Genomic DNA, 17977 nt, shown 5'->3' with positions numbered 1-17977 from the left:
CGGCCCTGGTTGTTTTATATTCCCTCACTGTTGCTTATTTAAACATTTTAGACTTTTCTTAATTTTAGAAAATATTCTGCGGCAAGTCGCAACAACTTTGCAGAGGCGTATGAAAGGGGACAGGGGGAAAAATGCGCATTAAACCTGACGATAACTGGCGTTGGTATTACGATGAAGAGCATGACCGCATGATGCTCGATTTGGCCAATGGCATGTTATTTCGCTCGCGCTTCGCCCGGCGAATGCTGACCCCGGATGCCTTTGCGCCGTCGGGATTCTGCGTCGATGACGCCGCGCTCTATTTCTCCTTTGAAGAAAAATGTCGCGATCTCGAACTGTCGAAAGAACAGCGAGCGGAATTAGTCCTCAATGCGTTAACCGCGATCCGTTTTCTCAAACCGCAGATGCCGAAAAGCTGGCACTTTATCGCTCATCCCCACCAGTGGCAGCCGAGCGGCGGCGACGCCGCCTGCGTCTGGCTGAGCGATACCGGGGAGCAGGTGAATTTGCTGGTGGTGGAGCCGGGAGATAACGCCGCGCTTTGTCTGCTGGCCCAGCCGGGTCTCACCCTTGCCGGGCGCGTGATGCAGTTAGGCGACGTTATTAAAATCATGAACGACAGGCTGCAGCCGGCGCAGAGCGCGGTCAGCTACAGCCTGGGACAGGCGGTTTAAGGCGCCAGGCGCAGCGCCGTTTTCGGTACGCAGCTGCAGGCGAGAATGGTGCCGTCCCCGGCGACCGCATTTTTCTTTAACGCGCTGACTTCGCCCTCTTCCAGCCGAATGCGGCAGCTGCCGCAGATCCCTGCCCGACACGAATAGGGTACGCGAATGCCCTGTTGCTCCAGTTGCTCCAGCAGCACCTGCTGGTTATTCCCGCTAAACTGTTGACCCTGCCATTCGATGGCAACCGTAGCTTGCTGCTGCGCTTCCGGGGCCGGAGTATCGTCGCTCTCGCCGGCGCCGTAGGCTTTCGCCGGGCCGCGGGCGAGGATTTCGACTTCATCACCCACCCGGATCACCCCGCTGTTGCGGGCAATCAGGTTCTGGCCAAAATCGACATCGCCATTGTCCAGCGCAGTACGAAAACGCTTTAAGGTTTCCAGCGGCTCCCCGGTGGGATGCTTCTGCCCGCGCTCTGGACTGACGGTGGTAAAAATGCAGCGGCTGCATGGCTTAGCGACGTCAAACACCACTTCGCCGACGCGGATCACTTTCCAGCTATCTTCATCCCAGGCGGCCGCGCCGGTGACCACGAGGTTAGGACGAAACTGTTCTATGCTTACGCTGGCCGGGCAGCGTTGCTGCAGATCGCGCAGCGAGGCCTCGTTAGCCAGCAGGTACGGGTAGCCGTCGGCGAAGGAGAGCGGTACCGCATCGTGGCGCTTCACCCGGCGGGTTGACTGCGGCCCCAGCCAGCGCAGCTGGACATCGCGCTTGAAAAAGCCGCTGAGCCACTGGTTAACGGCGGCGGGCGCGATAAGGGCGGTGAAATGGTTGCCCCAGACTTCGGTGGGCTCGGCCTGCAGGGCGAAATCGCTAAAACGCACCACGGCGCTGCTGCCGTCCGGCGCGGTCAGGTGAAGGCCATCATGCAGCGGCGCCGGAATAAATTTTACCATTTGCGGAAACTGGCGGGCGGTAATAAAGGTCCCGTCGGTTTCGGTGACCATAAACAGGCGATCGAAGGCCAGGCCGCTGATATCAGCAAAGGCGTGGGTCAGGCCCATGCCGCGCATGGATTTAACGGGATGAATAAAAAGTCGCGAGAGCGTTACCATACGCTGCCTCCGGGTTCCAAAAATAAGCCTATAACTTTATGACATAGGGCACATATTGGCTATAATGCGCACCAATTTTCTTTAAGTAAAAGTGACGATATGAATTCTCTGTTTGCCAGTACGGCTCGTGGGCTGGAAGAGCTGTTAAAAACTGAACTGGAAGGACTTGGCGCGACGGACTGCCAGGTCGTCCAGGGCGGGGTCCATTTTCAGGGGGATACGCGCCTGCTGTATCAAAGCCTGATGTGGAGCCGGCTGGCTTCGCGCATCATGCTGCCGCTGGGCGAGTGTCGCGTATACAGCGATCTGGATCTGTACCTCGGCGTACAGGCCATTCCGTGGACGGAGATGTTTAACCCTGGCGCCACCTTCGCGGTACATTTTAGCGGCCTCAATGACGAGATCCGCAACAGCCAGTATGGCGCATTAAAAGTTAAAGACGCCATCGTCGACAGCTTCACGCGTAAAAACCTGCCGCGCCCGAATGTCGATCGTGAGTCGCCCGATCTGCGGATCAACGTCTGGCTGAACAAAGAGACGGCGCATATCTCCCTGGATCTGAGCGGGGAAGGGTTGCATCTGCGCGGCTACCGCGATGGTACCGGTATGGCGCCGATCAAAGAAAACCTCGCGGCGGCGATCGTCATGCGCTCTGGTTGGGTACCGGGTACGCCACTGCTCGATCCGATGTGCGGCTCCGGTACCCTGCTGATTGAAGCGGCGATGCTGGCGACCGATCGTGCGCCGGGTCTGCACCGCGGCCACTGGGGCTTTGGCGGTTGGGCGCAGCACGATGACACTATCTGGAAAGAGGTGAAGGCGGAAGCGCAAACCCGCGCCCGCCAGGGGCTGGCGGCCTATGGGTCGCGCTTCTATGGCTCTGACGTCGACGAGCGCGTCATTGAGCGCGCGCGCCGCAACGCCCGTCGCGCCGGCATCGGCGAGCTGATCGATTTTGCAGTCAAAGACGTCGCCCAGCTGAATAACCCGCTGCCGAAAGGCCCGTACGGCACCGTGATCAGCAACCCGCCGTACGGCGAGCGCCTGGAAAGCGAACCGGCGCTGATTGCCCTGCACAGCCTGCTGGGCCGGATCATGAAAAGTCAGTTTGGCGGCTGGAACCTGTCGGTGTTCAGCGCCTCGCCGGAACTGCTGAGCTGCCTGCAGCTGCGTGCCGATAAACAGTTCAAAGCGAAGAACGGCCCGCTGGACTGCATACAGAAAAACTATCACCTGGCGGAAAGCGAAGGCGGCAAGCCGGCGATGCTGGCGGAAGATTTTGCCAACCGTCTGCGTAAGAATCTGAAGAAATTTGAAAAGTGGGCCCGTCAGGAAGGCATTGAATGCTATCGCCTGTACGATGCCGATCTGCCGGAATATAACGTGGCGATCGATCGCTACGGTGACTGGGTGGTGGTCCAGGAGTATGCGCCGCCGAAAACCGTCGATGCGCACAAAGCGCGCCAGCGTCTGTTTGATATTATCGCGGCGACCATCGCCGTGCTGGAAATCGCCCCCAACAAGCTGGTGCTGAAGACCCGCGAGCGGCAAAAGGGCAAAAACCAGTATCAGAAGATGGCGGAGAAGGGCGACTTTATCGAGGTGCAGGAGTACAACGCGCGCCTGTGGGTTAACCTCACCGACTACCTCGATACCGGTCTGTTCCTCGACCACCGTATCGCCCGTCGCATGCTGGGCCAGATGAGCAAAGGTAAGGACTTCCTTAACCTGTTCTCCTATACCGGCAGCGCCAGCGTCCACGCCGGTCTGGGTGGCGCGCGCTCTACGACCACGGTGGATATGTCGCGTACCTATCTGGAGTGGGCGGAGCGCAACCTGCGTCTCAATGGCCTGACCGGTCGTGCGCATCGCCTGATGCAGGCTGACGTGCTGGGCTGGCTGCGGGAAAGCACCGAGCAGTTCGATCTGATCTTTATCGATCCGCCGACTTTCTCTAACTCCAAACGGATGGAAGATGCTTTCGACGTGCAGCGCGATCATATTCGCCTGATGACCGATCTAAAACGTCTGCTGCGTAAAGGCGGCACCATTATGTTCTCGAACAACAAACGCGGTTTCCGTATGGATCATGACGGGCTGGCGGCGCTTGGCCTGAAGGCGCAAGAGATTTCGCAAAAAACGCTGTCGCAGGATTTTGCCCGCAACCGTCAGATCCACAACTGCTGGCTGATTACTGCAGCCTGAAAGGAATAAAGAATGTCACTGATTAGTATGCACGGCGCCTGGCTTTCATTCAGCGATGCGCCGCTGCTGGATAATGCTGAACTGCATATCGAAGATAACGAACGCGTCTGTCTGGTTGGGCGCAACGGCGCCGGTAAATCGACCCTGATGAAGATCCTTAACCGTGAACAGGGGCTGGATGACGGGCGTATTATTTATGAACAGGATCTGATCGTCGCGCGTCTGCAGCAGGATCCGCCGCGCAACGTTGCCGGTACGGTGTACGATTTCGTCGCCGAAGGGATCGCCGAACAGGCCGCTTACCTGAAGGCCTACCATGATGTTTCGCATCAGGTGATGACCGACCCGAGCGACAAAAATTTAAATGAACTGGCCCGTCTGCAGGAACAGCTGGATAACCTGGGCCTGTGGCAGCTGGATAGCCGCATCAATGAAGTGATCGAGCAGCTTGGTCTTAACGCCGACGCGCAGCTGGCTTCGCTTTCCGGCGGCTGGTTGCGTAAAGCGGCGCTGGGCCGTGCCCTGGTCAGCGGGCCGCGCGTGCTGTTGCTGGATGAACCGACGAACCACCTCGATATCGAAACTATCGACTGGCTGGAAGGGTTCCTGAAAAGCTTTAAAGGCACCATTATCTTTATTTCGCACGACCGCTCCTTCATCCGCAACATGGCGACGCGCATCGTCGATCTCGATCGCGGCAAGCTGGTGACTTATCCGGGCAATTACGATCAGTATCTGTTGGATAAAGAAGAAGCGCTGCGGGTTGAAGAGCTGCAGAATGCTGAATTCGACCGCAAGCTGGCCCAGGAAGAGGTGTGGATCCGCCAGGGGATTAAAGCGCGTCGTACTCGCAACGAAGGCCGCGTTCGCGCCCTGAAAGCGATGCGTCGCGAGCGCGGCGAGCGCCGGGAAGTGATGGGCAGTGCGAAGATGCAGGTGGAAGAGGCTTCGCGCTCCGGCAAAATCGTTTTCGAAATGGAGAACGTCAACTATCAGGTTGACGGCAAAGTGCTGGTGAAAGATTTCTCCGCGCAAATCCAGCGCGGCGATAAGATTGCCCTGATCGGCCCCAATGGCTGCGGGAAAACCACGCTGCTGAAGCTGATGCTTGGCCAGTTGCAGGCCGACAGCGGGCGGATCCACGTTGGCACCAAGCTGGAAGTCGCCTACTTCGACCAGCACCGTGCAGAGCTGGATCCGGACCGGACGGTGATGGATAACCTCGCCGAAGGTAAGCAAGAGGTGATGGTTAACGGTAAGCCGCGGCACGTGCTGGGCTATCTGCAGGACTTCCTGTTCCATCCGAAACGGGCGATGACGCCAGTACGCGCGCTGTCCGGCGGGGAGCGTAACCGTCTGCTGCTGGCGCGACTGTTCCTGAAACCCAGTAACTTATTGATTCTCGATGAACCGACAAACGACCTTGATGTCGAAACGCTGGAGCTGCTGGAAGAGCTGATCGATGGCTATCAGGGCACCGTGATGCTGGTTAGCCACGATCGTCAGTTTGTCGACAATACCGTGACCGAGTGCTGGATCTTCGAAGGCGGCGGCCATATTGGTCAGTACGTCGGCGGTTATCACGACGCCCGCGGTCAGCAGGCCCAGTCTTTGGCGCAAAAGCAGACGATCGTTAAAAAAACGACGGAAGTCGCTCAGCCAAAAGCAGAAACTGTCAAACGCGGCGGGAACAAACTAAGCTATAACCTGCAGCGCGAGCTGGAGCAACTGCCGCAGAAGCTGGAAACGCTTGAGGCCGAACTGCAAACGCTGCAGGAGCAGGTAGCCGATCCTGACTTCTTTGGCCAATCGCACGATCGTACGCAGCAAGTGCTGGCGCAGCTGGCCGAAGCGGAGCAGGCGCTGGAAGCCGCCTTTGAACGCTGGGAATATCTCGAAGGATTAAAGAACGGCGCCTGAGCCGAGGAGTTGTCATGTGCGATCACCATCATGCTGCGCGACATATTTTATGTCCCCAATGTGATTTGCTGGTGGCTTTGCCGCAGCTTGAGCATCGCCAGAAAGCCGCCTGCCCGCGCTGCGGTACAACGTTAACCACCACGTGGGACGCGCCTCGCCAGCGTCCCACGGCTTACGCGCTGGTCGCGCTGTTTATGCTGCTGCTGGCCAACCTCTTTCCTTTTATCTATATGAAAGTGGGTGGCATCAGCAGCGAAATAGCGCTGCTGGAAATTCCCAACGTGCTGTTTACCGAGGATTACGCCAGCCTCGGCACCTTCTTTTTACTCTTTGTGCAACTGGTACCGGCCTTTTGTCTGGTCACCATTTTGCTGCTGGTCAATCGGGTCAGGATGCCCGCTGGGCTTAAGGCGTTTCTGGCGCGCATTTTGTTTCACCTCAAGACCTGGGGCATGGCGGAGATCTTTCTTGCCGGCGTGCTGGTGAGCTTCGTCAAACTGATGGCCTACGGCGATATCGGCATCGGCCTGAGCTTTATTCCCTGGTGCATGTTTTGCCTGCTGCAGTTACGCACCTTCCAGTGCGTCGACCGCCGCTGGCTATGGGATGATATTGCCCCTATGCCGGCGATTACCCAGCCGCTGAAGGTCGGGGTAGCCGGGATCCGCCAGGGGCTGCGCTCCTGCGGCTGCTGCACGGCGGTGTTACCGGCCGACCAGACCGTCTGCCCGCGCTGTCACAGCAAAGGGACGGCGCGGCGTAAAAATAGCCTGCAGTGGACGCTGGCGCTGCTGGTGACCTCATTTATTCTCTATCTTCCCGCCAATATTATGCCGATCATGATCACCGATCTGCTGGGCGATAAAATGCCGTCGACCATTATGGCCGGGGTGGTGTTACTGTGGAGCGAGGGCTCCTATCCGGTGGCGCTGGTGATCTTTATCGCCAGTATTATGGTGCCGACGCTGAAGATGATCGCTATCGCCTGGCTGTGCTGGAATGCTAACGGCAACGGCGCGCGCGATTCGGAACGCATGCATCTGATTTATGAAGTGGTGGAATTTGTTGGCCGCTGGTCAATGATTGACGTTTTTGTCATCGCCGTGCTCTCTGCGCTGGTGCGCATGGGAGGGTTGATGAATATCTATCCCGCCATCGGCGCGGTCATGTTTGCGCTGGTGGTGGTGATGACCATGTTTTCAGCGATGACGTTTGATCCCCGTTTACTGTGGGATCGTGAGCCAGATTCAAGCCATGAGGAAATACAACAACATGGAAAATAAGAGCGGAGAAGCGAAAGTGCAGAAGGTGAAGAACTGGTCACCGGTGTGGATCTTCCCTATCGTCACTGCGCTGATCGGAGCGTGGATCCTGTTTTATCATTACAGCCATCAGGGACCAGAGGTCACGCTGATCACCACTAACGCGGAAGGCATTGAAGGGGGAAAAACCCGGATCAAGAGCCGCAGCGTGGATGTTGGGGTGGTAGAGAGCGCGACGCTGACCGACGATTTAACCCACGTGGAAATCAAAGCTCGCCTCAATTCCGGCATGCAGAAATTACTGCATAACGATTCCGTCTTCTGGGTGGTGAAACCGCAGGTAGGGCGCGAGGGGATCAGTGGTCTCGGGACATTATTGTCCGGGGCCTATATTGAACTGCAGCCGGGGTCGAAAGGTTCGGTGCCGGCGCAGTATCCGCTGCTGGATTCTCCGCCGCTGGCCTCGCCGGATGCCAAGGGGATCCGGATTTTGCTGGAAAGCAGCAAGGCAGGCCAGCTGTCGCCAGGCGACCCGGTGCTGTTCCGCGGTTATCGCGTGGGGTCGGTGGAAACCAGCACCTTTGATGCGCAGAAACGTCATATCACTTATCAGCTGTTCATCAACGCGCCTAATGACCGCCTGGTGACCACTAACGTTCGCTTCTGGAAGGACAGCGGGATCGCCGTTGATTTGACCGCGGCGGGGATGCGCGTCGAGATGGGCTCGTTGTCGACGCTGTTTGGCGGCGGGGTGAGCTTCGATATTCCGGAAGGACTGGACCTCGGCGAGCCGGTGGCGAACAAAACGGAATATCACCTGTTTGACGATCAGAAGAGCATCCAGGATTCGGTCTTTACCGAGCATATCGATTACGTGATGTTCTTCAAAGACTCGGTTCGTGGCCTGCAGCCCGGCGCGCCGGTGGAGTTCCGCGGCATCCGTCTGGGAACCGTCGGCAAAGTGCCGTTCTTTATTCCTGGGCTGAAGCAGCGTTTGAACGATGACTATCGCATTCCGGTGGAAGTGCGGGTTGAACCGCAGCGTCTGGTCAACCAGCTCGGCGGCGATCCGAATATTCGCGCTCACATTGACGATCTGATCAACCGCGGACTGCGCGGCTCGCTGAAAACCGGTAACCTGGTGACCGGCGCGCTGTATATCGATCTCGACTTCTATCCGAAAGCGCCGCCGCGTGGGAAAATTCAGGAGTTTAACGGCTATCCGATTATCCCGACCATTAGCGGTGGACTGGCGCAGATCCAGCAGCGTCTGATGGATGCGCTGGATAAAATCAATAACCTGCCGCTCAATCCGCTACTGGAACAGGCAACCAGTACGCTGGCGCAAAGCGAGAAGACCATGCAGCATGTACAGACCACGCTGGATAGTCTGAATAAGATCACCTCCAGTCAGTCGATGCAGCAGCTACCTGCCGATATGCAGACGACGCTGCGCGAGCTGAACCGCAGCATGCAGGGCTTCCAGCCGGGCTCCGCGGCCTACAATAAGATGGTGGCCGATATGCAGCGTCTGGATCAGGTGCTGCGTGAGCTGCAGCCGGTCCTGAAAACGCTCAATGATAAGAGCAATGCGCTGGTATTTGAGGCGAAGGATAAAAAAGACCCACAGCCGAAGGGAGCGAAATAATGAAAAAATGGTTACTGGTGGCAGCCGTTTGCGTGATGACGGCGTGCAGTAGCGGCGGTGAGAGCAAAACATATTACCAGTTGCCGGTGGTGCAGGGCGGCGCGCAGAGCGCCGCCAGCCAGGGGGCACGTCTGCTGTGGGTTGAGCAGGTCAGCATCCCGGATTATCTGGCGGGCAATGGAGTGGTCTATCAAACCACCGATGTGCAGTATGTAATCGCCAATAATAATCTGTGGGCCAGCCCGCTGGACCAGCAGCTGCGTACTACGCTGGTGGCAAACCTCAGCCAGCAGTTGCCGGGCTGGGTAGTGTCGTCCCAACCCTTGGGCAGCGAGCAGGATACGCTCAATGTGGCGGTAAATGGCTTTCACGGGCGCTACGACGGGCGGGTTATCGTCAGCGGCGAGTGGCTATTGAAGCATCAGGGACAGTTGATTAAGCGCCCGTTTAACATCGTGCTCAAGCAGCAGCAGGATGGCTATGACGCGATGGTGAAGACCCTGGCCCAGGCGTGGAGCCAGGAGGCGGTGGCCATTGCCGGCGAGCTTAACCGTCTGCCATAAGTAAATTTCATAAAAGTGATATGCCGCGCGGTTCATCTGAGCCGCGCGGCATTTTTTTTGCCAGGTCAGTTCGTTACCGAGCGTTGCGCCGAATGAACAAAAAATGAACTCTTATATAGGTCACAAATATGACACTGGCGTGAATTTTGCGCATTGACGTTGTCTTCATTTCGCGGTATTCGTAACCCGTGGCTGCACAATTTGCGACCACTGTTTTCTTTTCCACCAGATCAAAGAATGAGGGAAACGAGGCATGAAGAGACAAAAACGAGATCGCCTGGAACGGGCACATCAACGTGGATATCAAGCGGGTATCGCGGGGAGATCGAAAGAAATGTGTCCATACCAGAGCTTGAATCAACGCTCATGGTGGCTGGGAGGCTGGCGAGAAGCCATGGAGGACAGGGTACTAACGGCCTGACACTGTCTCTTTAAAAAAGAAGCCTCCGCATAGCGGGGGCTTCGCCTTTTAATCGCTGCCGATAATTATCAGAAAGCGGAAGTATCCTGGAACAGGCCGACTTTCAGATCGTTCGCGGTATAGATCAGACGATCGTCAACCAGCACTTCGCCATCCGCCAGGCCCATAATCAGACGACGGTTAACAATGCGCTTGAAGTGGATGCGGTAGGTGACTTTTTTCGCGGTCGGCAGAACCTGACCGGTGAATTTCACTTCGCCAACGCCCAGCGCACGGCCTTTGCCTTCGCCGCCGAGCCAGCCAAGATAGAACCCGACCAGCTGCCACATCGCATCCAGGCCCAGGCAGCCCGGCATCACCGGATCGCCGATGAAGTGGCAACCGAAGAACCACAGGTCCGGGTTGATGTCGAGTTCCGCCTCAACATAACCTTTGTCATAGTTACCACCGGTTTCGCTCATTTTGATGACGCGGTCCATCATCAGCATGTTTGGCGCTGGCAACTGCGGGCCTTTCGCGCCGAACAGTTCACCACGACCAGAGGCAAGAAGATCTTCTTTTGTATAGGATTCGCGTTTATCTACCATGTTTTCAGTAAGCCTTATTTTAAGTTCGGGACGCAGGATAGCTAACACGTGTAAGCTGAACAAGTCCGATCAGTTAGAACTTGTCCCACCTAACCAGCGTAGCGGCCACGGAAAACGATGGCGAGTCTCTTGCTGGGTCGCCTGCGCTATCCGCTCCTGAATGGTTTGTCGCAGCGTCTGCCCTTCACCGTCCCACATCAGTTGGGTCAGCATCGGCAGCGCTTCGGTAATATCGTCAATGGCCCAGATGGCAAACTGGTTTTCGGCAACGGCCTGACGGAGCTCATGGCTAAGACTGAGATGACGAACGTTGGCCGCAGGGATAATGACGCCCTGTTTACCGGTTAGCCCGCGCTGTTGACAGATAGTGAAGAAACCTTCAATTTTTTCGTTCAGACCGCCGACCGGCTGCACGCGACCAAACTGGTCAACAGAACCGGTAATCGCAATGCTCTGATTAATCGGCACATTGGCCAGCGCGCTGATTAAGGCGCAGAGTTCAGCCATGGAGGCGCTGTCGCCGTCCACTTCACTGTAGGACTGTTCGAAGGTCAGCGAAGCGGAGAACGGAAGCTGCTGCTCCAGCTCCAGCTCGGACATCAGAAAAGCCTGCATGATCATCATGCCTTTCGCATGAATATTGCCGCCGAGCTCGGCTTTGCGTTCGACATCAATAAACTCGCCATCACCAATGTGCACGACGCAGCTGATGCGCGAAGGTTCACCGAATGCGCGCGGATGGCCGGGGAATTCAATCACCGACAGGGCGTTGATCTGCCCGACGCATTCGCCTTCGGTTTCAATCAGGATCTGTTCCTGCAGGATTTCATCCTGCATTCGTTCTGCGAGGTAGCCTTCACGCCACTCCCGGCGTGCCAGCATCGTCTGCATTTCTTCGCCAGTAATCTCCTCGCCTTCGCAGAACGCGGCGGCCTCTCGCAGCTGGCGGGCTATCCATAGCGGACTGAGTGGCAGGGTCTCCTGATCGCCGGTGTAGCGCGTCCCCTCATCGATCAGCAGTGGCCAGGCGTCGGCCGCCGGACCTGGCAGCGTCAGCTGCTGGGCATTTTGCCATACCCACTGGCACCAGGCTTTCAGCGTCTCGGCGTCAGCAAACTGCAAAGTGTCTTCATACTCACTGTAGATCGCCTGAGCGCAAAGCTCTGGTTCCATTTCCTGGAAATCCGCCAGCGATTCGCGTTCGCCGACCAGCATGACTTTCAGGCTCAGCGGCATGGAGGGAATGCTGACCGGCAGCGGGCGCGACTCATCGATGGAGAGCCAGTCAAACCGCTGACGGGTCACCATATTTTTCAGGCGCACCCACAGAAGCGGCTGCGCCAGCAGTGTGCGAAGCGAGATTACCAGCACGCCACCATTGGCCTGATGAACCAGGCCTGGCTGGAGGGTGATGTCGCCGTTAAACTGGCGTACGCAGCCAAACAGCTGTTCCGCCTCTACCCAATCGGCCGCGACGACCGGGGCGGTGCTGGCAAAATTATCCTCAGCCCGTTGCGCCGGGGAGAGCGTCACGCGAGCGCCGTCAACGTCATAGCGGACCCCGTAGAGCGGGGCGGTAGGTTCATGCAGCGTACGGGTTTCTGCCGTCAGCCATTGCAGATACTCCGGTTCTTCGGGGGCTTTCACCAGCATGAAGGAGGAGACTGCCGGCGTGCACAGCAATTGCTCAAGCGCGTAGAACAGACGCGGCTGCAGATCGCCCGAGAGGGAGGGGGCCGGTTGAGAGAGATCAGCTTGGGCAAACAGCGCCTGATAAGGTTCCATATCGGGCGCAAGGTCGGTTCGGGTCAGTTTCGTAATGGTCAAAGTCGCTGTTTTTTAGTTAGATGTAAAGCGCGCAATTATACCTGATGCCGCGACTGAGCACACGGAGGATTATGATTACCCCGATGATTCCCCGGCCATACACATCACGAATAATGATTTATATTCAGCACATCAGGAAAAAACTGATATCCTGAAATGAGTTACACGGTCACATTGAGATCGCAATGAAATATCAACAACTGGAAAATCTTGAAAGCGGCTGGAAATGGAAATATCTGGTAAAGAAGCACCGGGAAGGTGAGCTGATTACCCGCTACATTGAGGCCAGCGCTGCGCAAGCTGCGGTAGATGACTTGCTGACGCTCGAGAATGAACCTGTGCTGGTGCATGCCTGGATTGAGCAGCATATGAATCCGGCGCTGATGAACCGCATGAAGCAGACCATCCGCGCGCGACGGAAACGGCATTTTAACGCGGAGCATCAGCACACGCGCAAGAAGTCTATCGATCTAGAGTTTGTCGTCTGGCAGCGTCTTGCCGGCCTGGCGCAGCGGCGGGGTAAAACCTTGTCCGAAACCATCGTGCAGCTGATTGAGGATGCTGAGCATAAAGAGAAGTACGCCAGCAAAATGTCGAGCCTGAAACACGATCTGCAGGAACTGTTAGGCAAAGAGTAGTCTTTACGGCGGCCTGTCAGAGGCTACTCTGATATGGGGCCCACCACCGCAAAAGCGGGAGAGAAGGCATAAAAAAACCCGCCGAGGCGGGTTTTTTCATCAGTTATAACTTAAGCCGCTGGCTGAGTTACAACTTCTTTGTAGCCTTTAACTTCGATCTCTACACGACGATCCGGGGCCAGGCAGTCGATCAGTGCAGCGCGAGCTTTCACGTTGTCACAGGTGTTGCCAGTAACCGGGTTGGATTTACCCATACCGCGTGCGGAGATTTTGCCAGCCGGGATGCCTTTAGCAACCAGGTAGTCAACAACGGACTGAGCACGTTTCTCAGACAGCTGCTGGTTGTAAGCTTCGGAACCGATACGGTCGGTGAAGCCCATAACAACTGCAGAACCGTCTTTCGGATCCATGTTGCTCAGCTGGGTGTACAGCTGATCCAGAGCCTGCTGACCTTCCGGTTTCAGGGTTGCTTTGTTGAAGTTGAACAGAACGTCAGACTTCAGGGTGAAGTGCTTGGTAGTCACTTCCGGAGCCGGAGCCGGAGCCGGAGCTACAACCGGCGCAGCATCTTCCTGACCGAAACGGTAGGAAACACCCACGCTCAGCATGCCGTTGTCCGGACGAACGCCAACGGTGCCCGCGTCGCCGATGTTGTTAACCCACTGGTATTCCAGACGGGTAGCGATGTCACGAGTCACAGCCCACTCTACGCCGCCAGCAAATACCGGAGATACGCCAGTGTCGTGGTTGTCGCCAGCGATGCTGTTGCTGGAGTCTGCGCGCCATACCATGCCGCCCAGACGGGTGTAGATGTCCAGATCGTCAGTGATCGGGTAACCCAGTTTAGCGGTCAGCTGAACGCCCTGAGCTTTGAATGCGCCATTAACCTGGTCGCCTTTGTACGGCATACGGCCCAGCCAGTCGTAACCCATTTCGAAACCGAGGTACGGGTTAACCTGGTAACCACCGAACGCACCAGCGCCCAGCTGGCTTTCGTGGGTTGGACCATTGTTGTTCAGAGAGCTGTTGTACCAGCCAGTGTCATGGAACTGGGACCAACCCAGTTTACCACCTGCATACCAGGTGTTATCTTTCGGAGCGGCCTGCGCTACGGTAGCGAAGCCAGCCAGTGCCACTGCAATCGCGATAGCTGTCTTTTTCATTTTTTGCGCCTCATTATCATCCAAAATTCGCCATGAAGTTACAAAAGACCTCACGGTTAAATCCTTCACCCGGGGCGTGACTTGTTGTTAACTATGCTGATACATGCAGCGTAAGCCGATCACCCCTGGCGATGTAAAGTCTACAACTTAGTTCGAAACTTACAAGTGTGAACTCTGTCAGGCATATGAAAAAAAAGGGTTGTGTACACAATATTTAACAAATATGGTTGATTTTCGTACGCAGAAAAAAGGCAGAAATCCCCGTGTGACAGGCATTGCGCGAAAAAGTCCCTGAAAAACGCTGTGTCTTTACCATCGGTAAAAAAAATTCCAGGAATAATCCTAATTTCACTCAATGATACAAATTTGAGTGAATTTTTAGCCCGCTGAGTTGTCTGCCGAGCGTGCCTTGATTTCTCACCGGGCGCATGATGAATCCCATCGCGCAACCTTCCTGGGCGGCATTGACCAGACGCTCATGCTCTTCCGCGGTTAGCTCCTCCGTTAGCCAGCAGATAACCACACTATAATTACCGGTGCGCAGCGCGCGGATCATTGAGTCTACGGTATGGCAGGGTGACAGCTGGCTAATTTGCATGACTTTAGACAGCGGTAGACCGGCAGACTGGACCCACTCGCGGCTAAGCTTTTGTTGCGGCGTGAGCCACAGCTGCCAGCGAGACTGTTGACCCAGCTGCTGTAATAAAGGTAGCAGCAGTAACTGTGTCATCATGGGTTGATCTTCACGATAGACAATTTCACTGATCAGCCCATTGGCGGTCTGTTCGCCAGAACGATGAGCGTAGTGGCCTGCAGAAGCAGAAGCCTGTGCTGAACGATTTGCGTGAGCTGAAGTAAACATAGTCTATCCCGCCTGTAGTTACTGTATGCATATACAGTATATCTACCTGGGGAAAAGATCAACCGCAATTTGCCATTTTGCTGGCTGAAATTTAATCATTTCCCGCCGCGTCTGATTTATAGCGATGCGCACCTCTCCTCAACGATATCCTTAATGCCGGCTAATGATTTCTTTCCACCCTGTTGATTGCAGCAACGTCAGTGATTTTCTGAAAGCGTCTCGCAAAACCGCATTCTGGTGGAAAAGTCGGCGAAAATCATCTTGCTGCTGTTCGGGAAGTCCCTTATGTTTTCTCTTAGCGGATCCGTTAACAACTTAAGTTTAATTACATGATTAACAAAGGAATGATCATGAGAAAACTAGTATGTCCGCGGTTCCCGCAATTTCAGGCCTGCGTCTCGCCGCTGGGTCAGTTACATTCTCGTCCGCTTTTTGGCGGCTATAGCCTGGCCATTGATGATACGGTGTTTGCGATGGTGGCAGAGGGCGATATTTACCTGAGGGCCTGCGAGCAGAGCGCCGCGTATCGGGTTGAACATCGCAATCCTTTATTAACGCTGCGCCGACATGGGCGCATCGTGCCGATGAAGTATTATCAAATTGACGACGCATTGTGGCGCGATGAGACTCAGCTTTTTCGGCTGTCGTTGTTGTCGTGGCAGAGTGCGCAGCGTGAAAAGAACCACCGACGGGCGTCGGGCCGTCTGAAGGATTTACCCAATATCAGCTTTCATATGGAATTGCAGCTGATCCACGCGGGCATACCGGATGTCAGGACGCTTCGGGAGGTAGGCGCTCAGCAGGCCTGGCAACGGCTACGAGAAAACAACGCCTCTCTGTCGCTCAACGTCTTGCTGGCGCTGGAGGGGGCGATTGTCGGCGTTCACGCCGCCGCGCTCCCGACGCTGCGGCGTCAGGAGCTGCTCGAATGGGCTGGAGCCCGCTAGCGGACAGCCGCCGTTATTCTGTCTGAGCGTGAACGCGTTGTTGCAGGCGGCAAATTTCAGGCAGCAGCGCGAGCAACAAGCCAATCTGCTGTAATACCAGCGGCTCTTTACTGTCCGCGCGCGGTTCCAGATGCTGGATCCGGCTTTGCAGGCTGGTCAAAGACTTCTGCACCCGATGTTCATCGGCGGGGGTATGGTGCAGGGCGTCATCAACATAACAAACAGCATCATCCAGCAGGGCAAGAATATCGGGGGTGGACAGTTTTTCCCGATGCGCACCGAGAGCGGAGATGTAGCTGGTGAAGGTATGGTTGAGACACAGCAAGCGAAAAGCGGTCTCGCGCTGGGCGCCATCCGCGCGCGGTTCAGTCGACAAATTCGAGACCACGGAGGCCAGTTCGGCATCACGGTTGTAGGCATCACGGCGGGCGACACGATAGGCCAGACGGTTGTCGCGGCCCTGGTGATACTGCTCCAGAATGGCATCCAGATAACGGCAGTTTGCGTTCATCGCCCGGTCCAGGACGCGCGGCAGATTGCGAAATTTCCAGTCCGGCCAGATGAAGCTGACCGCCGCCCAGGCGATGGCGCAGCCGATCAGGGTATCAATAATGCGCGGTAGCGCGACCTCAAAACCTTCGCCAAGCAGGTTAAAGCACAGCAGCACCAGCAGCGTAATAAACATGGTGGCATGGGCGTACTGCACGTTACGAAAGGCAAAGAACAGCACGCCGGTGAGCACGATCAACACCAGTTGCCCTTCAATCGAAGGCACCAGCAGCAGGACGGGCAGGCCGATCGCCACCCCCACCAGCGTGCCGATGATCCTCAGCGCCAGTCGGTGGCGGGTGGCGTTATAGTTCGGCTGACAGACAAACAGGCTGGTCAGCAGGATCCAGTAGCCATGCTGGAGCCCGGTAAACTGGATAAAGGCATAGCCGGCGCAGAGCACCAGCGACATACGTACCGCGTGGCGAAAGAGAGCGGACTCCGGCGACATGTTGCGCCGCAGACGCAGCCAGATGTCGTTCAGCCCGCCGAGTCTGTCGTCGGCCAACAGCGTCTCGGTGTTGCTCCCGGCAGGCGCGGTCGTTTGCACCGATTCAATCGTGGCCAGCTGCGCATCGATAGCGCGCAGGTTATTGAGTAAAAACCCAAGGGCATTGATCTGCTCGTCGGACGCGCCGCTGGCGCGCACACGGTCAAGCGCCGCGTCGAGATGCATAAACGCGCGTTCAAAATGGGCGTCATGTTGGTAGGGTTCGCGCAGTAAAATCGCCCGCGAGAGCTTCTGGCAGGCCTGGGCCTGCATCGAGAGCATGCGCTGGAAACGGAACATCACGTCGCTGTAGCGGAATTGATCGCGCAGAGTCTGATACTGAATATGCGATGAGCTGGCGCGTTCATGAATATCCTGGGCCACAAAGTAGTACTGCAGGGTGCGGCGGGTGCCGCGCTGACCCCGGTCGCCTCGCAGCCGGGTCAACAGTGAGACTTTGGTTTGATTGAGCGTGGCCACCAGCTGGCCGTTGGCGAGGGCCAGATCGTACAGCGGCGCCTGGCTCTCATCCTCCAGGTCAGGATCAAACAGCCGGGATTTGAGCTCCAGATAGCGAGCCAGTTGCTCATAGCTACGCGCCAGGTTGTCCTGCAATGGCCGAATCGGAAAAATCAGGTGCCCGGACAGCGTCAGCAGGTTGTACCACACAGCCCCCGCCAGCAGGAACAACGGCTGTAGATACCAGTGATCGTACAGTGTGACGCCGAGCATGGTGTAGATGGCGATGAGCAGGGCGCCGAAGGCGATGGTGGCATAGCGCTGGCCGAGGCCGCCGAGCAAAATAAAGCCGATGGTAGACACGGTCAGGCCGAGGGCAAACAGCGGCGGCCACGGAAACAGCAGTTCCACGGAGGCGGAGGCGATAAAAAAACAGACCAGGGTAATGGCGAGGTTGCGCAGACGACCGGTCAGCCGGTCGTCGAGGTCGGTCAGGGCCGCGGCAACAACGCCAAGGGTGAGAGGGATGGTCAGTTTGACTTCGCCGATCCACCAGGGAAACAGCGTTGTGCCGCAGAGCGCGATAAAGATCCGTACGTTATAAAGCCAGGCACTGTTCCAGGTATAGCGGCGTAGCAGGGGGCTAATCATGTCCG

Annotated in this window: 15 protein-coding genes; 9 read left to right on the top strand and 6 right to left on the bottom strand. The window is 56.6% G+C overall.

The genetic code is table 11. The annotated features are described in order from the left end of the window. Positions 1-131: 131 nt before the first annotated feature. Positions 132-674, top strand: coding sequence for a cell division protein ZapC (gene zapC / locus R0140_RS18230; RefSeq protein ID WP_012542305.1), 543 nt, complete (start codon positions 132-134; stop codon positions 672-674). On the opposite strand, the gene R0140_RS18225 is transcribed toward zapC, so the two are convergent. Further along, entirely contained in the window at positions 671-1780 is a 1110-nt protein-coding gene (locus R0140_RS18225; RefSeq protein WP_023339854.1) for a YcbX family protein, read from the bottom strand. The two genes, zapC and R0140_RS18225, sit on opposite strands and share 4 nt — an antisense overlap. Before the next feature lie 99 nt (positions 1781-1879). Between R0140_RS18225 and rlmKL the strand changes: the two genes are divergently transcribed. The 6 genes from rlmKL (at position 1880) to rmf (ending at position 9799) form a co-directional block, all read left to right on the top strand. After that, positions 1880-3985 (top strand): bifunctional 23S rRNA (guanine(2069)-N(7))-methyltransferase RlmK/23S rRNA (guanine(2445)-N(2))-methyltransferase RlmL, encoded by a 2106-nt coding sequence (gene rlmKL, locus R0140_RS18220; RefSeq protein ID WP_032739454.1) that lies wholly within the window; start codon positions 1880-1882, stop codon positions 3983-3985. Between the two features lie 12 nt (positions 3986-3997). After that, positions 3998-5905: an ABC transporter ATP-binding protein gene (locus R0140_RS18215; protein ID WP_012542303.1), complete on the top strand. Its 1908-nt coding sequence runs from the start codon at positions 3998-4000 to the stop codon at positions 5903-5905. Positions 5906-5919: 14 nt separating this feature from the next. Continuing rightward, on the top strand, positions 5920-7188 hold the full coding sequence (gene pqiA / locus R0140_RS18210) for a membrane integrity-associated transporter subunit PqiA (protein ID WP_012542302.1): 1269 nt from the start codon (positions 5920-5922) through the stop codon (positions 7186-7188). Beyond that, positions 7178-8815, top strand: a complete 1638-nt coding sequence (pqiB, locus tag R0140_RS18205) for an intermembrane transport protein PqiB (RefSeq protein ID WP_008805887.1) — start codon at positions 7178-7180, stop codon at positions 8813-8815. Before pqiA ends, pqiB begins: the two co-directional genes overlap by 11 nt. Beyond that, positions 8815-9378 (top strand): membrane integrity-associated transporter subunit PqiC, encoded by a 564-nt coding sequence (gene pqiC / locus R0140_RS18200; RefSeq protein WP_008805888.1) that lies wholly within the window; start codon positions 8815-8817, stop codon positions 9376-9378. Before pqiB ends, pqiC begins: the two co-directional genes overlap by 1 nt. 253 nt (positions 9379-9631) lie before the next feature. Continuing rightward, positions 9632-9799 (top strand): ribosome modulation factor, encoded by a 168-nt coding sequence (gene rmf, locus R0140_RS18195; RefSeq protein WP_002898396.1) that lies wholly within the window; start codon positions 9632-9634, stop codon positions 9797-9799. A 68-nt stretch (positions 9800-9867) separates the two neighbouring features. On the opposite strand, the gene fabA is transcribed toward rmf, so the two are convergent. Both fabA and R0140_RS18185 read right to left on the bottom strand, forming a co-directional pair. Continuing rightward, positions 9868-10386: a bifunctional 3-hydroxydecanoyl-ACP dehydratase/trans-2-decenoyl-ACP isomerase gene (fabA, locus tag R0140_RS18190; RefSeq protein ID WP_012542300.1), complete on the bottom strand. Its 519-nt coding sequence runs from the start codon at positions 10384-10386 to the stop codon at positions 9868-9870. Positions 10387-10455: 69 nt separating this feature from the next. Then, positions 10456-12213: an AAA family ATPase gene (locus R0140_RS18185; RefSeq protein WP_012968609.1), complete on the bottom strand. Its 1758-nt coding sequence runs from the start codon at positions 12211-12213 to the stop codon at positions 10456-10458. Between the two features lie 185 nt (positions 12214-12398). Between R0140_RS18185 and matP the strand changes: the two genes are divergently transcribed. Next, positions 12399-12851 carry a macrodomain Ter protein MatP gene (gene matP, locus R0140_RS18180; protein WP_008805891.1) on the top strand — a complete coding sequence of 151 codons (453 nt, stop codon included), beginning with the start codon at positions 12399-12401 and terminating at the stop codon, positions 12849-12851. 110 nt (positions 12852-12961) lie between these two features. On the opposite strand, the gene ompA is transcribed toward matP, so the two are convergent. Together ompA and sulA are read right to left on the bottom strand one after the other, a co-directional pair. Then, positions 12962-14014 carry a porin OmpA gene (gene ompA, locus R0140_RS18175; protein WP_008805892.1) on the bottom strand — a complete coding sequence of 351 codons (1053 nt, stop codon included), beginning with the start codon at positions 14012-14014 and terminating at the stop codon, positions 12962-12964. A 352-nt stretch (positions 14015-14366) separates the two neighbouring features. Beyond that, on the bottom strand, positions 14367-14876 hold the full coding sequence (gene sulA / locus R0140_RS18170; RefSeq protein WP_008805893.1) for an SOS-induced cell division inhibitor SulA: 510 nt from the start codon (positions 14874-14876) through the stop codon (positions 14367-14369). A gap of 350 nt (positions 14877-15226) precedes the next feature. Between sulA and R0140_RS18165 the strand changes: the two genes are divergently transcribed. Further along, complete coding sequence (locus R0140_RS18165; RefSeq protein WP_012542296.1) at positions 15227-15823, top strand: TfoX/Sxy family DNA transformation protein; 597 nt, start codon at positions 15227-15229, stop codon at positions 15821-15823. A gap of 13 nt (positions 15824-15836) precedes the next feature. Here R0140_RS18165 and yccS read toward each other — a convergent pair whose 3' ends face one another. Next, positions 15837-17972: a YccS family putative transporter gene (gene yccS / locus R0140_RS18160; protein ID WP_008805895.1), complete on the bottom strand. Its 2136-nt coding sequence runs from the start codon at positions 17970-17972 to the stop codon at positions 15837-15839. Positions 17973-17977: the final 5 nt, after the last annotated feature.

The sequence above is a fragment of the Klebsiella sp. w6 genome (genome assembly GCF_033100215.1).
Taxonomy (GTDB): domain Bacteria; phylum Pseudomonadota; class Gammaproteobacteria; order Enterobacterales; family Enterobacteriaceae; genus Klebsiella; species Klebsiella variicola.
The sequence above is the reverse complement of the archived record's forward strand: the minus strand, read 5'-3'. Positions and strand labels throughout refer to the sequence as shown.

Excerpts from the sequence above, each read along its gene's own strand:
- zapC (WP_012542305.1), top strand. The coding sequence starts at position 132 with ATGCGCATTAAACCTGACGATAACTGGCGTTGGTATTACGATGAAGAG.
- R0140_RS18225 (WP_023339854.1), bottom strand. The coding sequence starts at position 1,780 with ATGGTAACGCTCTCGCGACTTTTTATTCATCCCGTTAAATCCATGCGC.
- rlmKL (WP_032739454.1), top strand. The coding sequence starts at position 1,880 with ATGAATTCTCTGTTTGCCAGTACGGCTCGTGGGCTGGAAGAGCTGTTA.
- R0140_RS18215 (WP_012542303.1), top strand. The coding sequence starts at position 3,998 with ATGTCACTGATTAGTATGCACGGCGCCTGGCTTTCATTCAGCGATGCG.
- pqiA (WP_012542302.1), top strand. The coding sequence starts at position 5,920 with ATGTGCGATCACCATCATGCTGCGCGACATATTTTATGTCCCCAATGT.
- pqiB (WP_008805887.1), top strand. The coding sequence starts at position 7,178 with ATGGAAAATAAGAGCGGAGAAGCGAAAGTGCAGAAGGTGAAGAACTGG.
- pqiC (WP_008805888.1), top strand. The coding sequence starts at position 8,815 with ATGAAAAAATGGTTACTGGTGGCAGCCGTTTGCGTGATGACGGCGTGC.
- rmf (WP_002898396.1), top strand. The coding sequence starts at position 9,632 with ATGAAGAGACAAAAACGAGATCGCCTGGAACGGGCACATCAACGTGGA.
- fabA (WP_012542300.1), bottom strand. The coding sequence starts at position 10,386 with ATGGTAGATAAACGCGAATCCTATACAAAAGAAGATCTTCTTGCCTCT.
- matP (WP_008805891.1), top strand. The coding sequence starts at position 12,399 with ATGAAATATCAACAACTGGAAAATCTTGAAAGCGGCTGGAAATGGAAA.
- ompA (WP_008805892.1), bottom strand. The coding sequence starts at position 14,014 with ATGAAAAAGACAGCTATCGCGATTGCAGTGGCACTGGCTGGCTTCGCT.
- sulA (WP_008805893.1), bottom strand. The coding sequence starts at position 14,876 with ATGTTTACTTCAGCTCACGCAAATCGTTCAGCACAGGCTTCTGCTTCT.
- R0140_RS18165 (WP_012542296.1), top strand. The coding sequence starts at position 15,227 with ATGAGAAAACTAGTATGTCCGCGGTTCCCGCAATTTCAGGCCTGCGTC.
- yccS (WP_008805895.1), bottom strand. The coding sequence starts at position 17,972 with ATGATTAGCCCCCTGCTACGCCGCTATACCTGGAACAGTGCCTGGCTT.